This is a genomic window from Clostridium sp. UBA5988, assembly GCF_002435615.1.
GTDB classification, from domain to species: domain Bacteria; phylum Bacillota; class Clostridia; order Clostridiales; family Clostridiaceae; genus Clostridium_J; species Clostridium_J sulfidigenes.
Window position 1 is genome coordinate 79297 of sequence record NZ_DJBA01000030.1, and the last position, 15478, is coordinate 94774.

Below are 15478 nucleotides of genomic sequence, written 5' to 3' on the forward strand. Positions count from 1 at the left end.
GTGATTTTTTTAAAAATCTTTAGGTATATTAAGAAAAGTTAATTAAGGAGATAAAATAATGGATATTTTAATTAATAATATGGATGAGAATATGAGCTATGAAAAATCATGTGGAGCAGTAGTATATACAACCTCAAATAAAGGAATTCAATATTTACTTTTAAAAAGTATTGGCCTTGATAGTTATTGGGGATTCCCTAAAGGTCATATGGAATATTCAGAAACAGAAGAAGAAACAGCTTTAAGAGAAGTTTTTGAGGAATGTGGACTGAAAGTTAACTTAATAGATGGGTTTAGAGCTACAGATAAATATAATATTGATAATTTTATTGAAAAAGAAGTGGTATTGTTTTTAGGAGAAGCTGATAATAGTTTAATTAAAATTCAAGTAGAAGAAATTGAGGATTATAGATGGTGCAATTATGAGGAAGCTAAGAGCTTATTAACCTATGAAAGTGGGCGAAGAATCCTTAGTGAGGCTAACAAATTTTTATGTGAGAGAAATTAAGTAAACTAATATTAAAATAAGAGGTAACCCGGAGGTTACCTCTTTTACATCTGCTCAGCTGCAGCCTGTGCTTTTTCCATCATATCTTTTACTTTCATTAGACGGCTTAAAGCACCTCTTTCATTTTCATCCAGCTTCATTTTAATATACTTAATTGTTTCTTGAAGCTGAGGAATTGTCATATATTCTAGAGCGTTTACCCTTCTTCTTGTCTTCTCAATCTCATCAGCCATAAGCTGACAAGACTTTTCTACTTCTGCAAGTTCTAGAAGCTTAGGAAGTATTAAATAAAGCTGTTCTATAGAATTATCAAGTTCTGAGGAAGTACTGTAAAATCCATAAGGATATATACTACCTGAATCACCTTCTAGCTTACGTACGAAGTTCATAACAGGTACATTTACACTCATTATGTTTTTTTCTGCTAGCTCTAAAGATATGCTTTCCTTAGGATAAGAAATAGCTTCTTCCAAGAACTCAGGTGATATAGCTGCTGATGCCATAAGGAAATCCTTAAAGGCACCTTGAAGCTTATCTTCAACTTCACCACGTAACTTATTGTTATATTTTATTAAATCTATGAACCTTCTCATTAATTCATCTTGTTTATCTTTAAGAAGTTTATGCCCTCTAGTTGCTGTAGCTAGTCTTTTCTTTAATTTGGATAGCTCCATTCTAGTAGGATTGACATTTAATCTTGCCATATGCTATGCCTCATCTCCCTTAGGCATATACTTTTCAAGGTATTCATCTCTAATTCTCTTAAGCTCTGTAGTAGGAAGTATGGTTAGAAGCTTCCATCCAAGAGATAAAGTTTCTTCTATGCTTCTATTTGTATTAAATCCTTGAGAAACATATTCATTTTCAAAAGCCTCAGCAAACTTAGCATATTTTTTATCTGCATCTGAAAGAGCAGATTCACCTAGAATTGCTGATAATTCTTTTGCTTGCTTACCTTGTGCATATGCTGAAAATAATTGGTTCATAGTATCTGCATGGTCTTCTCTAGTTTTACCCTTACCTATTCCTTTATCTTTAAGTCTTGATAGTGAAGGTAATACATCTATTGGAGGCATTATACCCTTTTGATATAACTCTCTAGATAGAATAATTTGTCCTTCTGTTATATATCCAGTTAAGTCTGGAATTGGGTGAGTCTTATCATCCTCTGGCATTGTAAGAATCGGAATTTGAGTGATAGATCCTTCTATACCTTTTAATCTTCCAGCTCTTTCATAAAGAGTAGATAGGTCAGTATAAAGATATCCTGGATATCCACGTCTACCTGGAACTTCCTTTCTAGCAGCTGATACTTCTCTTAAAGCTTCTGCATAGTTTGTTATATCAGTCAATATAACAAGTACGTGCATTCCTTTTTCATAAGCTAAATACTCAGCTGTAGTAAGAGCCATTCTTGGGGTAGCTATTCTCTCGATAGCTGGGTCTGAAGCTAAGTTCATGAATAGTACTGATTTATCTATAGCACCAGTCTTTTTAAACTCATCTACGAAGAATTGAGCTTCTTCAAAAGTTATACCTATAGCTCCAAATACAACGGCAAACTTAGAATCTGAGTTAAGAACTTGAGCTTGACGTGCTATTTGAGCAGCTAATTGTGCATGTGGAAGTCCTGAACCTGAAAATACAGGTAATTTTTGACCTCTAACTAAAGTATTAAGCCCATCTATAGCAGAAATTCCAGTTTGAATAAATTCAGATGGATAATCCCTTGATACTGGGTTAATTGGCTCACCGTTTATATCTACTCTTTTTTCAGCTATAATACTAGGACCATCATCGTTTGGATTTCCCATACCATCAAATATTCTTCCTAACATATCCTCAGATACACCAAGTTCTAGAGGTCTTCCTAGAAATTTAGCTTTAGTACCTTTTAAGTTTATACCAGATGAACCTTCGAAAAGTTGAACCATTGCTTTAGAACCATTAACTTCTAGAACTTTACCTCTTCTCTTTTCTCCAGTTTGTAGTTCTATTTCAACTAACTCATCATATTTAACGCCTTCAACACCTTCAACAACCATCAAAGGTCCTACAACTTCTGTAACTGTTCTATATTCTTTAAGCATCTAGAACCCCTCCTTCGCTAATTAATCTATTAATTTCTACTACTAATTCCTCAGCGATGTTATTGATAGTGTCAATATTATCTTCTTCAATATATTTACTTCTTGCAATTTTATCTCTAATAGGTAAATTTAATATATTGTTTAGATAAACTCCAGATTCTAAAGCACGTTCAGCTTCTTTTCTAAATAATAGAATTAATTTTAGCATTTTATGTTGTTTGCCAAGTGAAGCATAAGTGTCTATTTCATGGAAAGCATTTTGTTGTAAATAGTCTTCTCTAAGAGACTTTGCAACTTCTAATTTTAATCTATCCTTTTCAGATAGCGCATCTATACCTACTAATCTAACAATTTCATCAAGGCTAGCTTCTTCTTGTAGTAGTGTCATAGCTTCAATCCTTAGCTTCGACCAATCTGATGCTACTTCATTATCCATCCACTCACCTATACTATCTAAGTATAATGAGTATGAACTTAACCAGTTTATTGAAGGGAAGTGACGCTTATAAGCTAATTGAGCATCTAGTCCCCAGAAAACCTTAACTATTCTTAAAGTAGATTGAGTAACTGGTTCAGATAAGTCTCCACCTGGAGGAGATACGGCTCCAATGGCAGTAACGGCTCCTTGTCTACCATCTTTTCCTAAACATACAACCTTACCAGCTCTTTCATAGTAATCTGCAAGTCTTGATCCTAAGTAAGCTGGATATCCTTCATCACCAGGCATCTCTTCAAGTCTACCGGACATTTCTCTAAGAGCCTCAGCCCATCTTGAAGTAGAGTCTGCCATTATAGAAACTGAGTATCCCATATCTCTAAAGTATTCTGCTATAGTTATACCAGTATAGATACAAGCTTCACGGGCTGCAACTGGCATATTTGAAGTATTAGCAATAAGTACTGTTCTCTTCATTAAGCTTTCACCAGTTTTAGGGTCTTTAAGTTCTGGGAATTCATTAAGAACGTCTGTCATTTCATTACCACGTTCACCACATCCAACATAAACAACAATTTCTGTATCTCCCCATTTAGCTATCTGGTGTTGAACTACTGTTTTACCAGCTCCGAAAGGTCCTGGTACCGCTGCAGCTCCACCTTTAGCTACTGGGAAAAATGTATCTACAACTCTTTGTCCTGTTACCATTGGCTCTATAGGCTTTAACTTGCTAGCATAAGGTCTTCCTTTTCTAGCTGGCCATTTTTGCATTAGGGTTAACTCTTTATCACCCTTTTCAGTTTCAACTATACATACAGTTTCAACTATAGTAAAGTTACCTGATTTTATTTCTTTAATCTTTCCTTTTACTCCATAAGGAACCATTATTTTGTGAAGAACTACGGCAGTTTCTTGTACTGTTCCAATAATATCTCCAGCTTCTACCTCATCTCCTACCTTTGCTGTGGCATTAAATTCCCAAACTTTTGTTCTGTTTAGTGATTTTACTGCAACACCTTTTTTAAGGAAATGAGAATTTGCGGCTTCCTGCAAAGCATTAAGTGGTCTTTGAATACCATCAAACATAGCTTCAATTAATCCTGGTCCAAGTTCTATACTTAATGGTTCTCCTGTTGTAATTACTGGATCTCCAGGTCCTATACCAGAGGTTTCCTCATAAACCTGAATGGAAGCTTTATCGCCTCTCATTTCAATGATTTCACCAATAAGTCCCTTTTCACCAACTTTTACAACGTCAAATATATTAGCATTATCCATGTCCTTAGCAACTACTAATGGACCTGAAACTTTAACAATAGTACCATTCTTCAAGTTTTTTACCTACCTTTCTATAAGATATTTACTCCAACAGCTTTTTCTACATAATCACTGATTTTTTGTTTACCAATATTTAGCGTACCTTGATTGCTTGGTATAAGTATAATTGCAGGTATAAGCTTTTTATTATACCTTTCAATAGTTTCTTCTAAATGCTGAGCTAATTGCTCAGTTAAAAATATTACAGCATAATTTTCAAAAGCCATTTTATCTACAATTTTTCTTGCTTCTTCAGCTTCAACTGCTGGATAAACATCAATTCCTAAGGCCTTAAATGCTAGTATTGAATCTTTATCTCCAACTACACCTATCTTATACATATAGTTCACGCAACCTTTCTCTGATAACTTCAGTAGCAACCTTATTAATCTTTCCTACCATAATAATTCTAATTATTTTTATTTCAGTTTCTTTAGCAATTATATATGCAATGATAGGCTCTGGTCCGAAGTTAACTCTCTTAGCTTCCCTTGCATGATCCATAATATAATTATCATAGAGTACATCTAGGGATGAAATGCTGCCTGTAGCCATGTATTCTTCTAAGATGGTATGTAGCACCTTTGAGTAAGGAGTTCTAGATATTTTACTAGTAAAGATTTCTAGGGATTCATTTATTCCTTCTATAAAAAAATTATGATTTATAGTTCCACCAGGTATTAATACACCTTCAAGGAATCTACCATCTTTATTTTGCTTTTTAACTCTAAGCATAGTCTTTATATTAGTAATATCTATGGACTCATTTACATATCTAGTTATATACTGAACATTTATATTCCTTGCTTTTTCTATCATACCTTCAAACATGTATTTATCTAAAAGAGTGTCTATTACTTGAGGATCAGAATTAACCTCAAACTCTTTTTCTACCTTAGTGATAACTTCTTCAATATGTTTATCTAAGGATTTTAATTCATCAGATAATATACAGTTTTTAAGAATATCTAAAGGAATTGTTCCTATTGGTATTAAAATATTAGATAAATCCTTGCCCAAGGCTTTTGCCTTTAATAAAACTTTAATATTATGATAATCATATCTTAAACTCATAATATCTATAATTTCTTTTACAGGAGATATTTTATATAAAGTGCTGTAAAGATTCACTAGCTCTTCCTTAAGGATTTTTTCATAATCATAAACTGAATCTGTATTATTAATTAGATCGCCATAGGTAGTTTCTTGTAATATTTTTAAAACTTCCTGTGGCCCATCACTATCTAATAATCTTTCAATTTTATTTTTATCAAGGAGTCTTTTTTCCATTACCCTTAATCGAGCTACAGCATGGGTAAAATCCATTCTGTCCATTTAAATACCTCCTTACTATTCTGTAAACAATATTTTCCCAACTTCATACTCTAATTCATATTTAAGTGAGTTCACAAGTTCATCAAAGGAATTATTTATCTCAATTCCATTTTTACTAAGGATGAAACCACCATCTATTTCATGAGTTTTTACGTTGAATTTTAAATTTCCTAATTTGCCCTTAGATATTAAGGACTTATTCACTTCTGCTAAGAACTTTTCTGGAAGCTTTTCTCTATCCACTGGATTTATAATTATTTCTTCATCTCCATCAATGTTTAAAGCCATAATAGAGTTCTTTATAAATTTAGTGAATTCTTCTGCATTCATAGCTTTTAGCTTTTCCTTAGCTGTTTCAAATACTTTCTCAATAACTTGTTGCTTTGCTAATAATTTTTTATTTCTTATTTCTAAATCAGTTTTTGAGATAATTCTTTCTTTAATAGTTTTACTTTCCATCTCAGCTTTTTCTAAAATAGAAGAAGCTTTTTTATTGGCCTCTTCTGTTTTCTTTTTAATTATTTCATCAGCTTTAACGGTAGCTTCATTTAAAATTTCAATCTTTTTTACTTCTGCATCCTTTATAATTTTAGAAGTAAGATTATCCAAATTAGACATATTATTCACTTCCTTAATTAAAAGTTACCACTCATTACTAGTAGAAGAGACATTACAAATCCTAAAAGTGCATAAGTTTCAACCATAACAGTTAATATAATACCCTTTGTATTGTGCTCTGGTCTCTTAGCTAAAATTTGAACTGCTGAAGCTGCTGTTTTCGCTTGAGATATAGCTGATTTCCATCCTGCTATAGCTATTGGAAGACAAGCTGCAAATAGGTAAAAACCTTGACCAAAAGACATGTCTGGTGATAATTGTAAAGATACTAAAAGTGCTATAACGAATCCATATAATCCTTGAGTACCTGGAAGTAATTCAAGAATTAAGGCTTTACCAAACTTCTCTGGTTCTTCTGCTAAAAGTCCTGTAGCTGCTTCACCAACTATACCAACACCCTTTGCTGATCCTACTCCTGGTAATGCTGCTGCAAGAGCAACTCCTATAGCTGCTATAATTATTCCACCGTTTTCCATTAAAAAATCCATCATAATATTTTACTCCTCCTAATTTATCTATTTTGATATTTTAAAATATTTAGAATTATATTTTAAAGGCTCAAAGGATGTACCTCCACCTTCATAAAATTTTCCGAAATATTCAAGGTATTGTAGTCTACATGTGTGAACATAGGCACCTAATGCGTTAATAAATAAGTTAAATACATGGCCTACTACAAATATTGCTACTCCAAATATAACTGTAGCCCATGAGGTTGATACCATACTTACCATAATGTTAAACGCATAGGCTATAAACCCTGTTGCAAGCCCTAGAGCTGCAAGTCTGGTGTAAGAAACTAAATCACCTACATAGGATGTAATTCCATATAGGGAATAAAAACCTTGGCCTAACTTACCACCGATAGAACTTTCTTGGCGTCCATTGGTTAGTACAATTCCTATCATTCCAGCAATAGTAGCATATTTTCCTATAATACTTACTATGGATGGAACTCCAAGGGAAGCTAAGTCTACAAAGCCACTTAATGCCCAAATAATTGCACCAGTTAGGGTGATATACCATAATCCAACATCTGCAAAGGCTCCAAAGTAATCTTTATCTCTTATTTGCATGTATGCTTTAATTCCAAGACCTACATAAATTTGAATTAGTCCCATTACTACAGAGACAATCATTAATAATCCCACATTACTATCTGGTTTCATCCATAGAGGAGCTATCTTGATAAAATCTCCAAAATAACTACCATACATGATGCCCCAGAATATAGTAGAAAGACTTAACAAGAAAAACATCTTTATAGATTTTCTCGTGTCCTCATCTAAATTAAAAGTAGTAAGTGCAATTAAAGTACCTACAAACATCACAAAGCCATATCCCGCATCTGATAGCATCATTCCAAAGAAGAATATGTAAAAAGGTGCTAACAGTGGTGTTGGATCAATCTCCTTATACTTAGGTACACTATACATAGATGTAATATTTTCAAAGGATTCAAAGACTTTATTATTTTTCAATTTAACGGGTACATCGTCACCTTCAGCGGATTCTGACTCTAAATAATAATCATCACCTAAAATATTTTTTAATGTACTTTGAAAGTCATTATGCAATTCAGAAGGATAATATCCTTCTATAGCCACAATGTTTTTACTCTTCAGGAAATTTTCGGTAGATTTTAATCTTAATAATAAAGAACTGTAGTATTCGTAAACTACTTTATATTCTTCTAGTTTATTAACATGTTCTTTCATACCTTCTTGAATAAAATTATTTTCTGTATTTATTGATTCAATGGTTTTTTTGTATTCTTTTATAACTTCTTTAGGTACACCATCACATTGAATATCAATCTTACCGAAGTTTAGAGATTTCAACAATTGTTCTATATCAGCTAAATCATCATTGTGAACTATCACCATTATGTAGCTGTTTCTACCTATGTTGCTAATAACTTCAAAGTAGTAGTTTTTAGTTGTTTCCTCTAACTTAAGCCTTAAAGAGTCTACATTCCCTTGTGGGATTTCACCTAGTATAGCCTTAGATTTTTTTAGTACATTTATGCTTTCTACTGAAGTGTCTAAAGCTTCCCATGGTTTTAGCTCTTCTATATTGGCCTTTAACTTAGTTATATAATTATAATTCGTGTTTATTTTATTATCTTTTTGTTTTAGGTCACTATATACCTCACGCCAATGAGAGGTATTTGTAATCTGCTCTAACACATCATAGCTATAGCTCTTTTTTCCTTCCTTTAGGTCTTTTAGTAGCTTAGGCTTTTCACTAAATGTGCTCAAAAGCTCAATAATAAATTTTACTTTTGATAATTCACCTTCTACTTCAGAAATTTCACTGCTTGCACTATCACTTTTTAATTGATTCAATTCACTACTTTCATTTTTACTTAAATCTAGGAATTGTACATTTTGGAAGGATTGCAGTTTCTCAAGCAAAGATTTTTTTTGATTTTCAAAGGCTAAGAGCATAAATTTATTCATTTTAACTATTGCCATTGAACTTCACTATCCTCTCAATTACTAAATTAATAGCTAAATCAATCTTTTCCTTAGAAGTATTAATTATATTTTTTACTTCATCATCCCCTTTAGCTAAGGTTGGTTGTGACTCCTCATTTCCTTTATTAAGAGCATCTTCTTTCATTTTTTTTGCTTTTTCTGTAGCATCTTCAATGATAGCATGGTACTCTTCGTTGCCTTTAGCTTGAGCATCACTAATTATTTGTTTGCTATTTTCTACTGCTTTATCTAATATATCCTTTGCAGTAGATTCGGCCTGTTGAATTTTACTAATTGCTTCTAGCGCCAAAATATCACCACCTTTTAAGTATTAATTATATATAACCACTTGTATTAAGTCTGCTTTCTTTACTTATTTAAACATAATAATTAAGTGGTATTAGATAACACATAACATAGATTGACTGAACTCTTTAAAAGATATATTAAAATCTATTATATCAGTTTTCTTAAAAAGTACAATATATCAATACAAAAAATTAATACATTGTACTTTTTAAAATAACAAAGATTTTACTTGACATTTTATTGAACTTTTAAATCATTTTCCTGTATAAATATTCTTTCCTTAATGGGATTATTTATAAAGGCAATATAATTTAAGGTTTTTTTTATTTCTCCACATTCAATAAAACTTTGTATATTATGATTAAATTTAAACACACTTATTTTATTTATATTATCTATAGAATTTTTATTCATAATGTATTCTTTTATATTTCTATCCTCAGCTTTACTCATATCTATTCTTAGAAAATCAGGTATCCACTTTGTGTTATTATATGAGAAATACTCATATCTTATTATATCTAATAATAAATCTTTCTCACCAGCTTTAATATAGTCATTAAAATCAACAAAGAGAGAGTAATAATCTACAGATGCTATGCTGCGTTTAAAGTATCCCTTGCTATCATAAAATTTAGATAGTTCATAGTAGAATTCAAATATATCTTTGAATTTATTACTTTTTTTAAAGAAATTTAATATAGTATAAAACTTACCACTATTTAAATACTTATCGACCATATGCTCAATTTTCTTTAGTATAATTAATTCATCATAACTTATATTTTTTGTTTTTAGAATTTCATAAGGTGGATAAGGTGAATAAACCATTCCCCATTTTTCACTTTCTTCCCTCATTTGAGAACCTCTTAAAAGCTTTAAGAATCCTAATTGTAATTCTTCTGGACTAATCTCATATACCTCATTAAAGGATTTTCTGAAGGAGTTAAAGTCTTCACCAGGTAACCCTGCAATTAAATCTAGATGTTGCTTAATATTCTTTAGTTTATTTAGCTCTAATACTTTTTCTTTAATAGTTGAAAATTCTATAGTTCTATTTATATTTCTTAATATCTCGTTATTGGTGGTTTGAACACCTACCTCAAATTGAAACATGTCTCTAGGTGCTTCACTTAATATATCTATAGACTCCCTACTAAATAGATCTGCAGATACTTCAAAGTGGAAACAGGTATTCTCTCCATTTTTAATTAGATAACTCCATATAGCATTTGCAAAAGTTTTATTACAATTAAAGGTTCTATCAACAAATTTAACTAATTTAACTTTTTTATCTATAAAATATTGTAGTTCTTTTAACACTCTATCTATATTTAAGAATCTTACTCCATGGGTAGTTGAAGATAAACAGTACTTACAATTAAAAGGACATCCTCTAGAAGCTTCATAATATACAATTTTATTTTTTAAGTCGTCTTCAGCTTCGTAAGGAAATACTATATTGTTCATATCCATTAATGGTCTATTACCTCCATATATAATACCTTCCTTACTTTTATAGTATAATCCTTTAATATTTTCACAATTATTATTATCTCCATTAACTTCAATATTTATTTTAAAATTAATTAATTCTCTATAGGTTTCTTCTCCTTCTCCTTCAATTAAATATTCACCTACATTTTCTGTTAAAAACTCAATAGGATTATAAGAAGTTTCTGGGCCTCCATATATAATTTCAATATTACTATCTATAAGCTTTATTAAAGTTGATACCTTTTTAACAAACTCAATATTCCAAATATAACAGGAAAATCCTATTACATTTGGTTTTTCATATAGTATTTCTTCAACTATTCTTTCTTCTCTATCATTTATAGAAAACTCCATAGTGTGACAATTATAATCTAAATCCTTTGTATATGCTTTTAAATATCTTACTGCTAAATTGCTGTGTATATACTTTGAATTTACTGCAACTAAAACTACTTTCATTTTTTATTAACATCCTTTCTTTCTGCCCACAATCCTAAAGGTACCATTGGAAGATACTGCTTCTACAATATCAAAATAATTCTTTAGTCCCTCTATAATTTTTGATGAAGTATTATCAGTGAATAAGTTAAGTAAGTTTATTTGAAAATTCTTCATACTTTTATCAGGCAATGATACCCTTATATTTTTTTGTAATGTCTTTAATGGCTCCTTTTCCACATCCCAAATATAAACATATCCATTATTTTTCATTAATCTATATATATTATCAAAAAGCTTTAGCTTTTGTCTATGGGTTTTAATTTTATTTAAGGTAAAAAATACTATACAGCTATCATAATACCCTTCATTATCACAGGATTTAGAAGGTGCATTCTCCAAATAATTAACATCTATAAAATTATCATAATATTTATTAGCCTTATATATTATACCCTGGTTTCCATAAGTAATATCCAATACGTTACCTCTAAAAACCTCTTTTTCTAAACTTACAAATAAGCTCTCCATTTCACACCTCCATATTTTTATATTATTGATACTATTCTTTTAAATTTTGTAAATTCCTTTATTTTTACTATCACATAAGAAAAAAATAAGGTTAAGTTGAAAATTACAGTTATAGAACCTAAAAAAGAACTACCAATATATTTTCGTGGTAGTTCTTACATTATATATAGTTCTAATCTTCACTTTTAGATTCTATAATCTTTAAGGTATTATAAAAATCAATGAGTAATCCTGCTGTTGTTGTGCAAGCTCTAAGTAATATCACATCTGCAATTTCGTTAAACCTATTTTCTTTGATTCTTATACTTTCAAAGGACTTAGCTGTTTTAACAGCAAACTTTGTATTTTCAATAACATATTTTTCAGGACTTCCATAAGTGATTATAGGATCTTTTAAAGGAATTTTATATCCATTAATAACTTTATCTATTATGAAACTTTCCAGAGGTTTATGTTTTTTTAAGTTTTTCATAGCATGAGCTGGCACTGTGGAGTCTTGTACTAAATGACAAGCAGCACCTAATAAAAATAGGGCTTTATTCATATCAGAATTTGCACCGTAAAACACCGATGCCTTATAATACTTTACACATTCTACTTTAGCATTTGAAAATCCATATAGACCGATTCCCTTCTCATGATGATAGAAATGATTAGTACTTTTTAAATCTGCATCAGCCCATTTTACACCTTTATTCAAATCTAACAAATGTTTAACAAAAAAATGATATTCTTCAGTATAGCCCTCCTGCTTTAATAAACGAAGAGCTTCTTTATTTATAAATTTATGGACTATACATTCTGTCTTTTTTATTCTCTTTTTTATAGGGTTTGCAACTTTTATAAAGGCTGTCATAGTTCTATTATAAGTTCTTTCCAATCTCTTCATGTAATACACCTACGATTCTTTAAGGATAATAAAATAGTTATTGAGATATATATTATTATACTCCAATTTAACCATATTATTTTATTATCTATTAAATTTAATGTAGTATTTATATGGAAATTACATATATAGGAGCCTATTTTCTTATAGCTAAGGTAAATATAAATCCATGGTTACCATCTAATATATATAGCTCATCCTTAAAAATCTTCATATTAGATACAGTGCAATTATCCTTTAAAGTTATTAATTTATTTGGAACACCATTTACAGCGCTACACATTATATTATTTTTATTACAATCATAAAAATATAGTTGCAAGGTATTTTGTCCATTAATTTTCCCAGTATCATCTATTGCTATCCATTTTAAGCTATTTAAATCATTATGTTGATAAGTAGGTGCAGGTGGTGACATAGGATGTTTTTTTAACAATGGAGGAGTTTTAATATTAGATTCACCTTGAAATCTTGGTGAATCTAGAGGATCCCCTCCAGAAAAATCTGGGAATCCATACCAATAACCTTTTTTTAGCTCATAGATATAATCACTGTCATTTTCTACTGGTCTTAAGCCTCTATTTTCATAGCCTCCTATGGTAGCAAATATTCTACCATCAAGAGTTATATCTAGACCCTCTATATTTCTTATTCCCCATGCATAGGTTTCAATAGCTTTGGTGTTAATATTATAAATTAGCAGAGATGAATTGCCTATGGATTCACCTTTTATAACCTCGTTGTCTTCATTAGAAGCTCCCTGTGGTACAAAGGCTCCTTTTTCATTTTTATTTAGCACTATATTAAAAGGTGATATATCATAACCAGTTGGATTTTTATCTATCCATTGGTTATCACTTCCAACTACAGCTGAATTAGTTGCAGCTCCAATTGAAATAAATAAATAGTCCTTATATCCTCTTATTAAAACCTTACTATAATCTCCTTTATTAGGTAGGTTTGATAAGCATTGTTCTAACTTTCCATTGTTTATATCCACGCTTAGTATTTCATTATTAGTAAGGAAGTATAGTTTATCTCCATTACATTCAAGGGTGGTAATGTTATAGTTTTTGTCTTCAATTAAAGTATAAGGCTCTCCAGTTGATGGAATAGCCATTATTTTATTTTCAAAAGCAACATATAATCCTTTATCATTACTAGTAAAATCTATGGCATTCTTTAATCCCTTATATCTAATTTTCATCTCAACTTCTGAGTCTTTTACCCCTATGTTATATATATTATTTTTATCTTTTACTATTAATAAAGAACTAATAGCTAATATTATAAGCAAAATCCATCCAATTATTTTTTTCATAGTTCCTCCATTTAAATATTATTTACACTAATATATATTTAAATATTCTTAATTAAATTACATTAAATGAAATATAAGATAAAAATATATGGTTATAGAATAATCTTTAATCTACCTTCATAAGTATTATTATATTAATTGGAGGTAATAAAGATGAGTAAAGATACTTTTTATAGAGATACCTTTGTGTTAACTCTTTCTAATTTAGCCATGGGTGTATTGAGATTTATGTTTTCTATTATACTATCAAGACAGTTAGGTCCAGAAGGAGTTGGACTTTATGGTTTGATAATGCCTATATATGATTTATTTTGTTGTTTAGTATGTGGAGGAATAATTGCTGCAATTTCAAGAGAAACTTCTGCTTACCTGGGTACTAGTAGATTTGAAGATTTACATAAAACTGTTAATGCTTCCCTAGTTTTTATAGTGCTTTGGTCAATTTTTATAGCAGGTATTATGTTTATACTTAGTCCAATAATCTGTAATTATATTATTAAAGACCCTAGAGCAATACGTTCCTTATGGATAGCTTCTCCTGCTATTGTTTTTATTGCTATATCCTGCGTATATAAAGGTTATTTCTATGGAGTAAGTCAGGTAATAACCCCTTCAGTTATAGATATATTAGAAAAAGCTGTTAGAATGGTGATATTAGTAGGAGTAATCTACTATTTATCTCTTAAAACCATCGAAAATACAGTAGCGGCAACCTATCTTTCATTTACTATTGGTGAAATAATAAGTTTCGTATTTCTCTATATTTTCTATAAAAGAAGTATTAAAAAGATTCCCTATACCAATAGTGTAAGACCAGATAACAGCTTTCAATTGTTATTTAACATACTAATTATTGCTGTTCCTTTAGCTATAAATGGCTTTTTAACTACAGCACTTCAAAGTGTATCTACACTTTTAGTACCCATAAGGTTAGTTGCAGCTGGGTTTGATCACATAGGTGCCCTTGAGATAATAGGTAAATTTAATGGTATGGCTCTTGCTATTGTGTACTTCCCATTAGTTATAGTTGTATCTTTGTCTACAGTAATAATTCCGGATATATCTAAAAAAATAAGTCAAAAGGATTTTTCTAATATAAATTCTAGAGTAAATGAAGTAATTAAAATTTGTTTTATGTTAGGGGTTTCTACAGTGATTATTTGCTATGTATGTCCTAATTTATTAGGTGAAGTATTCTTTGATAGAAGTGACTTAGGTAGCTTTATAAAGATAGCTTCCCTTGCAGCTCCATTTATGTATTGTCACTACTGTACCTATAGTATTTTAAATGGTATAGGGAAACAAAAGGTTATCCTTTTAAGCTCCATTGCTACAGCTTTGATTGAATTAGTTCTAATATTTATACTTATAGGTATTCCTAGCATAAATATCTATGGATATGGAATTTCCTTAATTGTAACCTCTATTATAGGCCTTTTAATAAATCTGTATTATATTGGACAAGTGATAGAGCTATCTTTTCCTATTTGGGAAATATTAATCCTAGTGTTACTAACAGTTTTAGTATATTTAGTAACAACCATCATAAGTTCTATAATTCCTAATACCTTTATCATTCCTAAAATTATAACTATCATTGTAGTTGCTTTTTCATTATTCTTTGTATCAAGTTTTTTAATACGAAAAAGCTCATAAAATAGAACCTAGGACTTAGTTTTTTAGATACTAAGTTCTAGGTTCTATTTTAA

15 protein-coding genes are annotated in these 15478 nt (G+C 30.3%); 2 read left to right on the forward strand and 13 right to left on the reverse strand.

Annotated features, from left to right (window positions below; translation table 11 throughout):
* Positions 1 to 58 precede the first annotated feature (58 nt).
* Entirely contained in the window at positions 59 to 508 is a 450-nt protein-coding gene (locus B3J31_RS08060; protein ID WP_346867239.1) for a bis(5'-nucleosyl)-tetraphosphatase, read from the forward strand.
* Positions 509 to 552: 44 nt separating this feature from the next.
* Here the strand turns inward: B3J31_RS08060 and B3J31_RS08065 are convergent, their stop codons facing one another.
* The 13 genes from B3J31_RS08065 to B3J31_RS08125 all read right to left on the reverse strand — a co-directional run bounded on the left by B3J31_RS08065 (position 553) and on the right by B3J31_RS08125 (position 13769).
* The gene (locus B3J31_RS08065; protein ID WP_035131357.1) at positions 553 to 1212 is read right to left on the reverse strand and encodes a V-type ATP synthase subunit D; all 660 of its coding nucleotides are present in this window, start codon (positions 1210 to 1212) and stop codon (positions 553 to 555) included.
* Positions 1213 to 1215: 3 nt separating this feature from the next.
* Positions 1216 to 2598, reverse strand: a complete 1383-nt coding sequence (locus tag B3J31_RS08070; RefSeq protein WP_035131359.1) for a V-type ATP synthase subunit B — start codon at positions 2596 to 2598, stop codon at positions 1216 to 1218.
* Positions 2591 to 4366, reverse strand: coding sequence for a V-type ATP synthase subunit A (locus B3J31_RS08075; protein ID WP_150845510.1), 1776 nt, complete (start codon positions 4364 to 4366; stop codon positions 2591 to 2593). The genes B3J31_RS08070 and B3J31_RS08075 overlap by 8 nt, the downstream gene beginning before the upstream one ends.
* A gap of 17 nt (positions 4367 to 4383) precedes the next feature.
* Complete coding sequence (locus tag B3J31_RS08080; protein WP_035131363.1) at positions 4384 to 4692, reverse strand: V-type ATP synthase subunit F; 309 nt, start codon at positions 4690 to 4692, stop codon at positions 4384 to 4386.
* On the reverse strand, positions 4685 to 5686 hold the full coding sequence (locus B3J31_RS08085) for a V-type ATP synthase subunit C (protein ID WP_346867238.1): 1002 nt from the start codon (positions 5684 to 5686) through the stop codon (positions 4685 to 4687). Before B3J31_RS08085 ends, B3J31_RS08080 begins: the two co-directional genes overlap by 8 nt.
* A 15-nt stretch (positions 5687 to 5701) precedes the next feature.
* The gene (locus tag B3J31_RS08090; RefSeq protein ID WP_346867237.1) at positions 5702 to 6304 is read right to left on the reverse strand and encodes a V-type ATP synthase subunit E; all 603 of its coding nucleotides are present in this window, start codon (positions 6302 to 6304) and stop codon (positions 5702 to 5704) included.
* 17 nt (positions 6305 to 6321) lie between these two features.
* Complete coding sequence (locus B3J31_RS08095; RefSeq protein WP_150845507.1) at positions 6322 to 6795, reverse strand: V-type ATP synthase subunit K; 474 nt, start codon at positions 6793 to 6795, stop codon at positions 6322 to 6324.
* 24 nt (positions 6796 to 6819) lie between these two features.
* On the reverse strand, positions 6820 to 8781 hold the full coding sequence (locus B3J31_RS08100) for a V-type ATPase 116kDa subunit family protein (protein WP_150845506.1): 1962 nt from the start codon (positions 8779 to 8781) through the stop codon (positions 6820 to 6822).
* Positions 8768 to 9094 carry an ATP synthase F0 subunit B gene (locus tag B3J31_RS08105; RefSeq protein ID WP_150845505.1) on the reverse strand — a complete coding sequence of 109 codons (327 nt, stop codon included), beginning with the start codon at positions 9092 to 9094 and terminating at the stop codon, positions 8768 to 8770. Before B3J31_RS08105 ends, B3J31_RS08100 begins: the two co-directional genes overlap by 14 nt.
* Positions 9095 to 9330: 236 nt before the next feature.
* On the reverse strand, positions 9331 to 11049 hold the full coding sequence (locus tag B3J31_RS08110; RefSeq protein WP_346873854.1) for a B12-binding domain-containing radical SAM protein: 1719 nt from the start codon (positions 11047 to 11049) through the stop codon (positions 9331 to 9333).
* A 6-nt stretch (positions 11050 to 11055) separates the two neighbouring features.
* Positions 11056 to 11559 (reverse strand): hypothetical protein, encoded by a 504-nt coding sequence (locus B3J31_RS08115; RefSeq protein ID WP_346867235.1) that lies wholly within the window; start codon positions 11557 to 11559, stop codon positions 11056 to 11058.
* A 172-nt stretch (positions 11560 to 11731) separates the two neighbouring features.
* The gene (locus B3J31_RS08120; protein ID WP_035131377.1) at positions 11732 to 12448 is read right to left on the reverse strand and encodes a zinc dependent phospholipase C family protein; all 717 of its coding nucleotides are present in this window, start codon (positions 12446 to 12448) and stop codon (positions 11732 to 11734) included.
* Positions 12449 to 12584: 136 nt separating this feature from the next.
* Positions 12585 to 13769 (reverse strand): hypothetical protein, encoded by a 1185-nt coding sequence (locus B3J31_RS08125; RefSeq protein WP_346867234.1) that lies wholly within the window; start codon positions 13767 to 13769, stop codon positions 12585 to 12587.
* Between the two features lie 153 nt (positions 13770 to 13922).
* Between B3J31_RS08125 and spoVB the strand changes: the two genes are divergently transcribed.
* Entirely contained in the window at positions 13923 to 15425 is a 1503-nt protein-coding gene (spoVB, locus tag B3J31_RS08130) for a stage V sporulation protein B (RefSeq protein WP_346867233.1), read from the forward strand.
* Positions 15426 to 15478: the final 53 nt, after the last annotated feature.

Coding starts and splice junctions, on each gene's coding strand:
- B3J31_RS08060 (WP_346867239.1), top strand. CDS start 59: ATGGATATTTTAATTAATAATATGGATGAGAATATGAGCTATGAAAAA.
- B3J31_RS08065 (WP_035131357.1), bottom strand. CDS start 1,212: ATGGCAAGATTAAATGTCAATCCTACTAGAATGGAGCTATCCAAATTA.
- B3J31_RS08070 (WP_035131359.1), bottom strand. CDS start 2,598: ATGCTTAAAGAATATAGAACAGTTACAGAAGTTGTAGGACCTTTGATG.
- B3J31_RS08080 (WP_035131363.1), bottom strand. CDS start 4,692: ATGTATAAGATAGGTGTAGTTGGAGATAAAGATTCAATACTAGCATTT.
- B3J31_RS08085 (WP_346867238.1), bottom strand. CDS start 5,686: ATGGACAGAATGGATTTTACCCATGCTGTAGCTCGATTAAGGGTAATG.
- B3J31_RS08090 (WP_346867237.1), bottom strand. CDS start 6,304: ATGTCTAATTTGGATAATCTTACTTCTAAAATTATAAAGGATGCAGAA.
- B3J31_RS08095 (WP_150845507.1), bottom strand. CDS start 6,795: ATGATGGATTTTTTAATGGAAAACGGTGGAATAATTATAGCAGCTATA.
- B3J31_RS08100 (WP_150845506.1), bottom strand. CDS start 8,781: ATGGCAATAGTTAAAATGAATAAATTTATGCTCTTAGCCTTTGAAAAT.
- B3J31_RS08110 (WP_346873854.1), bottom strand. CDS start 11,049: ATGAAAGTAGTTTTAGTTGCAGTAAATTCAAAGTATATACACAGCAAT.
- B3J31_RS08115 (WP_346867235.1), bottom strand. CDS start 11,559: ATGGAGAGCTTATTTGTAAGTTTAGAAAAAGAGGTTTTTAGAGGTAAC.
- B3J31_RS08120 (WP_035131377.1), bottom strand. CDS start 12,448: ATGAAGAGATTGGAAAGAACTTATAATAGAACTATGACAGCCTTTATA.
- B3J31_RS08125 (WP_346867234.1), bottom strand. CDS start 13,769: ATGAAAAAAATAATTGGATGGATTTTGCTTATAATATTAGCTATTAGT.
- spoVB (WP_346867233.1), top strand. CDS start 13,923: ATGAGTAAAGATACTTTTTATAGAGATACCTTTGTGTTAACTCTTTCT.